This is a genomic window from Cyanobium sp. WKJ7-Wakatipu (assembly GCF_024345355.1).
Classification (GTDB): Bacteria; Cyanobacteriota; Cyanobacteriia; order PCC-6307; family Cyanobiaceae; genus Cyanobium_A; species Cyanobium_A usitatum.
This window is the reverse complement of sequence record NZ_JAGQAY010000056.1, coordinates 1-7,134: the sequence shown is the minus strand read 5'-3', so window position 1 is coordinate 7,134 and position 7,134 is coordinate 1. Positions and strand designations below refer to the sequence as shown.

At 60.9% G+C, this 7,134-nt stretch carries 11 protein-coding genes; 5 read left to right on the top strand and 6 right to left on the bottom strand.

The features are described 5' to 3' along the window. The first annotated feature begins 765 nt into the window (after positions 1-765). From KBY83_RS15185 to KBY83_RS15170, 4 genes are all read left to right on the top strand, one after another. Positions 766-1,056 carry a hypothetical protein gene (locus KBY83_RS15185; RefSeq protein WP_255020405.1) on the top strand — a complete coding sequence of 97 codons (291 nt, stop codon included), beginning with the start codon at positions 766-768 and terminating at the stop codon, positions 1,054-1,056. 168 nt (positions 1,057-1,224) lie between these two features. Beyond that, positions 1,225-1,548, top strand: coding sequence for a hypothetical protein (locus tag KBY83_RS15180; protein ID WP_255020404.1), 324 nt, complete (start codon positions 1,225-1,227; stop codon positions 1,546-1,548). A 257-nt stretch (positions 1,549-1,805) separates the two neighbouring features. Then, complete coding sequence (locus KBY83_RS15175) at positions 1,806-2,762, top strand: ArdC family protein (protein WP_255020403.1); 957 nt, start codon at positions 1,806-1,808, stop codon at positions 2,760-2,762. Between the two features lie 389 nt (positions 2,763-3,151). Next, positions 3,152-3,370, top strand: coding sequence for a hypothetical protein (locus tag KBY83_RS15170; protein ID WP_255020402.1), 219 nt, complete (start codon positions 3,152-3,154; stop codon positions 3,368-3,370). 185 nt (positions 3,371-3,555) lie between these two features. Here KBY83_RS15170 and KBY83_RS15165 read toward each other — a convergent pair whose 3' ends face one another. Next, on the bottom strand, positions 3,556-3,741 hold the full coding sequence (locus KBY83_RS15165) for a hypothetical protein (protein WP_255020401.1): 186 nt from the start codon (positions 3,739-3,741) through the stop codon (positions 3,556-3,558). 132 nt (positions 3,742-3,873) lie between these two features. Here KBY83_RS15165 and KBY83_RS15160 point away from each other — a divergent pair, with 132 nt between their 5' ends. After that, positions 3,874-4,026, top strand: a complete 153-nt coding sequence (locus KBY83_RS15160) for a hypothetical protein (protein ID WP_255018212.1) — start codon at positions 3,874-3,876, stop codon at positions 4,024-4,026. A gap of 130 nt (positions 4,027-4,156) precedes the next feature. On the opposite strand, the gene KBY83_RS15155 is transcribed toward KBY83_RS15160, so the two are convergent. The 5 genes from KBY83_RS15155 to KBY83_RS15135 form a co-directional block, all read right to left on the bottom strand. Then, positions 4,157-4,384: a Nif11-like leader peptide family natural product precursor gene (locus tag KBY83_RS15155; protein WP_255020400.1), complete on the bottom strand. Its 228-nt coding sequence runs from the start codon at positions 4,382-4,384 to the stop codon at positions 4,157-4,159. Positions 4,385-4,569: 185 nt separating this feature from the next. Further along, positions 4,570-5,133, bottom strand: coding sequence for a collagen-like protein (locus tag KBY83_RS15150; protein WP_255020399.1), 564 nt, complete (start codon positions 5,131-5,133; stop codon positions 4,570-4,572). A gap of 77 nt (positions 5,134-5,210) precedes the next feature. Next, positions 5,211-5,678 (bottom strand): hypothetical protein, encoded by a 468-nt coding sequence (locus KBY83_RS15145; protein ID WP_255020398.1) that lies wholly within the window; start codon positions 5,676-5,678, stop codon positions 5,211-5,213. A gap of 287 nt (positions 5,679-5,965) precedes the next feature. After that, entirely contained in the window at positions 5,966-6,526 is a 561-nt protein-coding gene (locus KBY83_RS15140; RefSeq protein WP_255020397.1) for a Fic family protein, read from the bottom strand. Positions 6,527-6,634: 108 nt separating this feature from the next. Next, positions 6,635-7,051 (bottom strand): hypothetical protein, encoded by a 417-nt coding sequence (locus KBY83_RS15135; protein WP_255020396.1) that lies wholly within the window; start codon positions 7,049-7,051, stop codon positions 6,635-6,637. Positions 7,052-7,134: the final 83 nt, after the last annotated feature.

Below are 7,134 nucleotides of genomic sequence, written 5' to 3'. Positions count from 1 at the left end.
GTACGAATCAATTTGCCGACAATATTGCATTGCTTGAGCACTTATGATCTGCTGCGACGATGCCGAAAGGCATTTTTTTATGGTGATCAGAGGCTGGCAAATCTCGTAAATTTCGAGGTACCCTTAATTGATTCGCGAGCTAGGCCAAACGCCTTAAAGGTTCTCATTCGCTGGCGGCATGCCTGAGCAAGATGAGTTGCTTCGTGCAAGAAGGTCTGATTTATGTAGGGGGCTGGATTTTCGCTAGCCAAGATCCTATCCGTGCAAATTGTCAGCCTGTTGCGGGTACGGCTGTAATAGCCAAAGATGTCATATTTTCTGCAAACATGAGCATTCTCGACGACCGTAGTTTTCTGCGACACTAGATGATAAATTTCCCGACTTCCAGCATCGAGGTAGGCAAGGAATTCCATGGAAAAATATGTGTTGATTTAGTATTTAGTTGTCAGGGAAAATGGCCGTAACGCCGAGCAAGCGTGCGTTGGGATGTTGCGCCATTGCAACGGTCTTTGCCTCGTCATAGTTGCGAGCCTGGCAGACAACGTAAAAAATCTTGCCTGCAACCCAGCAGGTAACGCGGCACTTCATAGCTTTCTGTTTATTGGTCGATCCCATCTCAATCGAACAGCCAGCAAAATTGATGGGCTTACATGCGAATGACGATTTCACCGTCAGGAGATTGCAAAATGCGTGGGCGATCGTTCGTCGATAGGCGTGGGCGCACCCGCCCGACTCAGGCTTGACCTAGCTCTCTGGTAGCCCTTTGTGGCCGGTCCTCTATCAAGGATTGCGCTGCGGCCCTGGCAGCGCATCGCCGGAGGTTTCTACGGTGCAGCGATGGCCCCAGATCTCAAGCACCCTGCCACCGGCGATTTGATTGTGTTGGCGGACGGTGAGCAGCTTTGGCGGCTTGGCTGGCTTGGTGCACCGGTTCTGGTCGTCACCAAGAACGGACCAGACGGCAAAGCCCTTTACCGGCTGGCCGATCCCAGATGCAAAACCTGGAACAAGGTCGGGGATATGAAGCTGCTTCCCTGGCCAGAAGCAGGCAGCTGAGCACAGCCAGATCTGTCCTGTCTTGACCTGACCTGCGCAGAAGAGTGGCCCTAGCCGGGTCGTCTTCCGGTGGGGCTTACTCCGGGTCCTCTCCATTGTGCTTCCTTCCTGCGTCAGTACGCCTCTGGGATCGGTCCCATCGCTGCGCCACACCTGGCGCCGAATCCCATGGCCACCTATTCCGCCAAGTCAAAGTTCTGCCGGCCAGAAGAAGATCCCTTCCTGCTGCTTGATCGCGCTTCGCGCTCCATCGAGCAGCTGCTGCGGCGCGATCTGCCGCTGCGCCGCACCTGGAGCGAGCAGCCCTATGGAGAAGAGGAAATCACCTTTTTAGAAGAGGAGGTGCTGCCTGCCATCGCTCAGTGCCTGGCCCGAATTGATGCCATCGATTCAGCCCTTAGCGCCGCTGGAGAAGAGCTCTATCGCCAGGAAGTCTTGGAAGCAGCTCAGAAGCGCCGCGTTCTGCTCCCTGGGGAGGTGGCGCTTATCTGAGCTCATGCAGGCCGCCATATCGGCGGCCTGCTTTATTTCTGCCCCCGGCAAGTGCACCTAGCGGTGCTGGTCTACTGGCGCACCTCGCGGTGCGGGTCTTCTGAACGCACCTTTCGGTGCGACAGAGCTTGGAGGAGAAGGGTTTGGTACGCGCAGGGAACTTCAGTGTGCGCAGGTGGCGCAAGGGCTACGCGAGCGGCTAACGCCGCCCTTGCCCTCACCGGCGCGATCACTTCAAGTCCTTTGCGCCCTATCCAATGGCCGCATCACCAAAGTCACGCCGCCAGAGCTCAGGTCCCTCGCCAGAAGAAGCGCTGGTTCGTGATCTTATCGAGCTCCTAGAAGCCGGCAGCACGCCATGGCGCAAGCCCTGGGATTGCCACACCGGCGGTGTTCACATCAATCTGCTCACAGGCCGTGCCTACCGCGGCAGCAATCCGATCCTTTTGGAGCTCGGCATGGCCATGCGTGGCGCCGAGCTGCCCTTCTGGTGCGGATTTGGGGAGGCCAAGAAGTTGGGCATCTTCCCCCGCAAAGGCTCAAAGTCCGTCCGCATCCTGCGGCCGCAGCTGCACTCCAGCGAGAAGGAGTCGTCCAATGGCGAGAAGGTTCTGCACAGCTGGGCCAGCTACCGCCCCGTGCCGGTATTCAATGCCTGCGATCTCGAGGGTGATGCGCTGGCTGGCTTGATCGCGGCACGGATGCCATCACTAGAAGCCCGGCCAGCGATTGAGCCGATCGCCCGCGCCGAGCACGTTCTCTCTACTTGGCTGGTGCCAGCTAGCTGGGGCGGTGAGCGGGCCTTTTATTCCACCAGCTCCGATCGCATCCAGCTGCCGCTGCGCGAAAGTTTCTACGGGGCCGCAGCGCTCTATGCCACCTGGGGCCACGAGGTCATTCATTCCACCGGCCACGAGTCGCGGCTTAAGCGGGATCAATCCGGCGCCTTTGGCTCCAGCAGCTATGCCCGAGAAGAGCTTTTTGCAGAGCTGGGCAGCGTTCTGCTGGGGCAGCGGCTGCAGATCGGCTGTGAGCTCTCTAATCACGCCGCCTATCTCCAGAGCTGGATATCAGTGCTGCGCCAATCCCCCAAGGTGTTGCTGCAGGTGATCAGCGCAGCCCGGCAGTCGGTGGATCTGATCTGCCCAGAGCCAGAAGCTTCAGATGCAGCCTTGGTTGAGCAAGAGCTCAGCCTCTCTGCTGAGCGCACCTAGCGGTGCGTCGCCGGCTAGGCCGGCTTTATGGGGCCTCTGGCCCCTCCCCCAGCTGGGCACTCATGCGTAGCTGAAACCGGGTGTCTGCAATCCAGGCCCTTTGTAATGCCAGGCAGCAGGACCGCATTCCTCGAGGTTTTCTCACCGCGCCCCTTCTGCGTAGAGGCAGCACTCAGCTCCGCTTGCTTTGGTTGATCCCGGCCGTAGCCGCCGGCAGGCGGAAAGAACTAGCACCGTTGGCTTTGGGCACTGCTGGTAATTCGTCGAGCACCCCTTGCAGGTTGCCCTCACTTGCTCGCAGACGGAAAGGGCTACGCAAGTGGCTACGCCACCCTTGCCTGCTGCTGCGCCGTGGGGCGTCACCTCGGGGTTCCTCGCCAAAAATTTCCATGGCAGCACCACAAGGCCCCGTCTGCAATATCCGCCTGCTGATCGTCCATCGCTATGCGCCTGGTATCAAAAAGAGCGGCGCTGTGCCCTGCACCGTTGAGCACTTCGGGATGCGCGGTAAGCCGGTCAAGAAGATGCGGCTGATCCCGGCTGAGAAAGCCTTTGCCTTTGCACGCAAGTTCCAGGGCCTCCCCGGAGTCACCGTCTCAGTCTGCTAAGCCCCCCAGTGGGGGGCCATCGGCCCCCTTTTATTGGGGTGCTGGCTTGGTGGCAGGGGGGTAAGAAGAGTAGGAAGGAGATAAGAGCAGCGGGCTTTCTTGCTTCACCCACTCCCGCTTGGTCGGGGTTACGCGGCGCTTACGGCCGCTGAATAAACCGTGCAAACCGTGCACAAACCGGGCACTTAACCGGTGGGACAACAGCGCACCAGGGGATTCCACCGCTCCCGCCTGCTCGGGTTCCATTGCCCCTTCTGCTCGCTTGCCAGCTGGAAGTAGAGCAGCGGCCTGCCGGCTCCAGCCGCTCGCTCCCGCTCGGGCATTCCGCAAAGGCCCGTGCCCGCTGCCGCACCGCTAGGTGCGCTGAGCAAAAGCTCCCATTCAGCACTCAGCTGGCCAGGGGGCCCATCGGCTCTGCAAAACCGCTCTCCAGTTTTCCCCGCTTCTCGGGGTGTCAGGTGCGCGTTCTTTGCATCACAGCGATGTTCCCGCTCTCCACCACCATGCAGTCCCTCATTGATGCTTGGGAAGAAGCACAGTCTTCCGGTCAATGGCAGGAGCCACAGCCCGAGCCCGCCTATCCAGCAGCCTGGTGGCTGATCCAGCTGGAAGAAGAGCCCCAAGAGCTCGAGCCTCCCCTGCGCTGGTCCGTATAATGCCAGCGAGCCGGCGGCCTTGGAGGCCGCCGGTTAATCCATGGGGGCCAAACAGCCAGGGCTTGCAGCACCAGCTCGCTCCTTCTCGTCGCACCGGCAGCTGCGCACAGCACGGGGTCTGCCAGGCAGCTCAGCTACCGCCAGCCGCCCGTAGATCAGCACCATCGGCTCCTTGCACTTCCCCTGCGTTGTGGTGCTCCAGCCAGGCGTTTTGCAGGTCAGCTCTGGTGAGCCGGTAGCCCAGCTGGCGGGCAGTGCGTAGCAGCTCTTGGCGGCTATGGCACTGGCGCAGGACCTGCTGGAGCGCCGGGCTGGTTTCTGCATCGGCCACCAACCGCTCCAGATCAGACCAGCTCATCTACTCAAACCAGAGATGAGCTCAAGCTCGCGTGAACTGGTGCCTGCTGCCAGGTTCCCTGAGGCACATTGCGGCGCATTGATGCAGCGTTGCGATTTCGTTGCTGCTGTGCTGAGCGCACCTAGCTGCCTTGAGGGCTAGAAGCTCGGTCCTTGCAGGTTGCCCGCAAGGGAATCGCTCGCCATTCAGCTCAACGTATACACATCACCAGTGACGTTGTCCAAATACAGGTCGCCGGTGATTGAGCCAGGGATCACAGGCGCAGGTGTCCCAGCCCCGCTGAACCACCCCGTACCGCGCATGCCCTGCGTCCCGACCGGGCCCTCCACTCCCTGCAGTCCTTGAGGGCCGGGTTCTCCTTGCAGTCCTTGCGGTCCCTGCGGGCCAGCGATGCCCTGGGGGCCCTGGATTGAGCCCCCATTCACCCAGCTGCTGCTGCCGCCATCCCACACCCAGAAGGAGTCATCGGCTTGCACGATGTAGGCAGCGCCCTGTTCGGCATCAGCAGGTAGATCCTCAACAGTGGCCACCTGCCCCTGGAAGGTGATGCCCAGGCCCGGTGCGCCCTGGATGCCCTGCAGGCCCTGTGGTCCTTCTGGGCCAGATAAACCCTGCAACCCATCTGGGCCCTGGGGGCCTTGAACCCCCTGAGCGCCATCGGCGCCAGGCTGGCCCTGCATCCCCTGGGGTCCCTGCGTACCGCGATCACCCTGCGGACCTTTGAGCGAACCGGAGGGAATCCATGCCATCGCATTGCTGCGGCCCGGTGGCCGGCGAGAACACACCCCCTATTGCCGTAATTGCACTCGACTGAGCTGAGCTCAGCTCAGTGCTGCAGCACCTGCCACCAAGAGCCGCGCAGCACCGTCACACCCGTACCGGCCATTTCCGAGCGAAAGCGCAGGCTGAGATTGCCACCATTGGCGCCGTTCTCCACCGTGCCGCTCACCAGGGCCCTAAGCACCGAGCTACCGGCCGAGGAGGTACCGACTAGGGGTGTGTCGTAGCTAGTAGCAGTGAGGTTGCGAAAGGTGGTGAGTGATTCACCGCCCACCAGGTTGTAGATCACCGCCTGGGGAGCAGTGGGGCCCAAGAGGGTGGTCACCAGGCCGGTGTTGTTGGCACCGCTCGAGAAGTAGAGCTCCGCCGAGAAGGAGAGCACCTGCTGGGCCGCCAGCTCTGTGGTGAACAGGTTGAGCCAGCTGCTGTTGGATGCCGTGCTGAGTGCCGCCGGTAGCCGCCCTATCCGCAACATCGAGGGGCCCTTGAGGTTGCTGCTGAGGGTCCAGGGCATGGGGCCGTACGCCTGCGGTCCAGCAGGCCGCTCGAAGGGGTCGGCTGCTATTGCCGCCTCACTGCAGCAGCTGGACTAGCCCTGCAGCCCAGTCAGTGCGAGGATGATGGAAGAGGTCTAAACGATGGCAGCAGCAGATCAAGAGCTTCAGAGACTGCGTGCAGTGGCACGCCGTCAGCCCCTGCAGCGGCGGATCATTCGCTCTGTGGCGAGCTCCACGGCCATTGAGACCCGTCAATCCATCAGCAGCATCGAGGCCAAGCTGCTCTCCACACAGCAAGTTGTCGTCAATCGTCGCCTGGTAACGCTCGCCTGAAGAGCTGCTGCATCGGCTCAAGGTCGCGACCAAGACCAGCTTGGATCGCTGCGAAGTACTCGTCGGGTCTTTTGTCCCAGGCCGTGTAGTCCAAAGGACCGATCTCGGCTTGAACAGCCATGACATCGCTCAGAAGCCGTGCGATACGTCCATTCCCTTCACGAAAGGGGTGTATCAAGATCAGCTCAACATGCACTGAACTCAGCGCATCAAGCAGCTCATCGATGCTCTTTGGCTTGCAGGGCGTCAAGACATCGAGTTGCTGCTGCTGAAACTCGAGCAATAGATCAGAAATAAAGGCCGCCGTTGCAAAGGGGAAGCCATCTTTGCTGACGTTGACTGTGCGCTCGGCTCCTGCCCAGGTGTAGATGTTCCCAAGCCAACTGCCATGCCATGAAGTCAGCATCGCCGTCGTCAGACTCTCCTGGCAGGCGGGATCACTTAGCACCGCTTGGTAGAGCTGGCGCAGAAGCACCTGCTCAACGTTGGCCATTTCCTCTGGGTCGGTGATACCCAGCAGGTTGCGCAACACCAGTCCATTTGAGCCTGGCTCGCACTCAGCTTCTGCGCCTACGACGCGGTAGCGGCTCATGCAGGCTCCCGTTCAGTGCAATCTTGCCCTGTTCCGCTCCCGCTGGCTTCAAGCCGTCAACGCATAGAGATCACCGCTGGTGATGTCGAGGTAGAAGTCGCCGGCCCTGGCATCAGGCAGCAGGCCGGGCGGTCCATCACCACTCCACCAGCGGGTGCCGCCATTACTGCCAGGCGGCATGGCCCAGGTGCCATCAGCACAAAGGAACAAGGAGCTCGAGCCATCGCTGGCTGGTACACCCCCAGCACTGGTTCCGCCACTCCATGGCGTCAGGCTCCACTGCTGGGTTGTGCTGCCGTCGTAAGCAGCGCCACTAAGGCCAGCACCAGGGATCAAGGGCAGCACAGCGCCCGGCGCTGTTCCACCGCCTCCTCCATCGGGTGTTGGGGTGAGCTCTGGCTGCCAGATCGGACATCCCGCCACGTGATTACCCAGCTCACTCCGCACAGGGCGAACTGGTCGCATAGACTGGTACGCATATACCAGCTAGCCCATGTCGCGCAGTGCCGTCCAGTTTCAGAAAGGCCTCTCGCTGCCTGAGTTCCAAC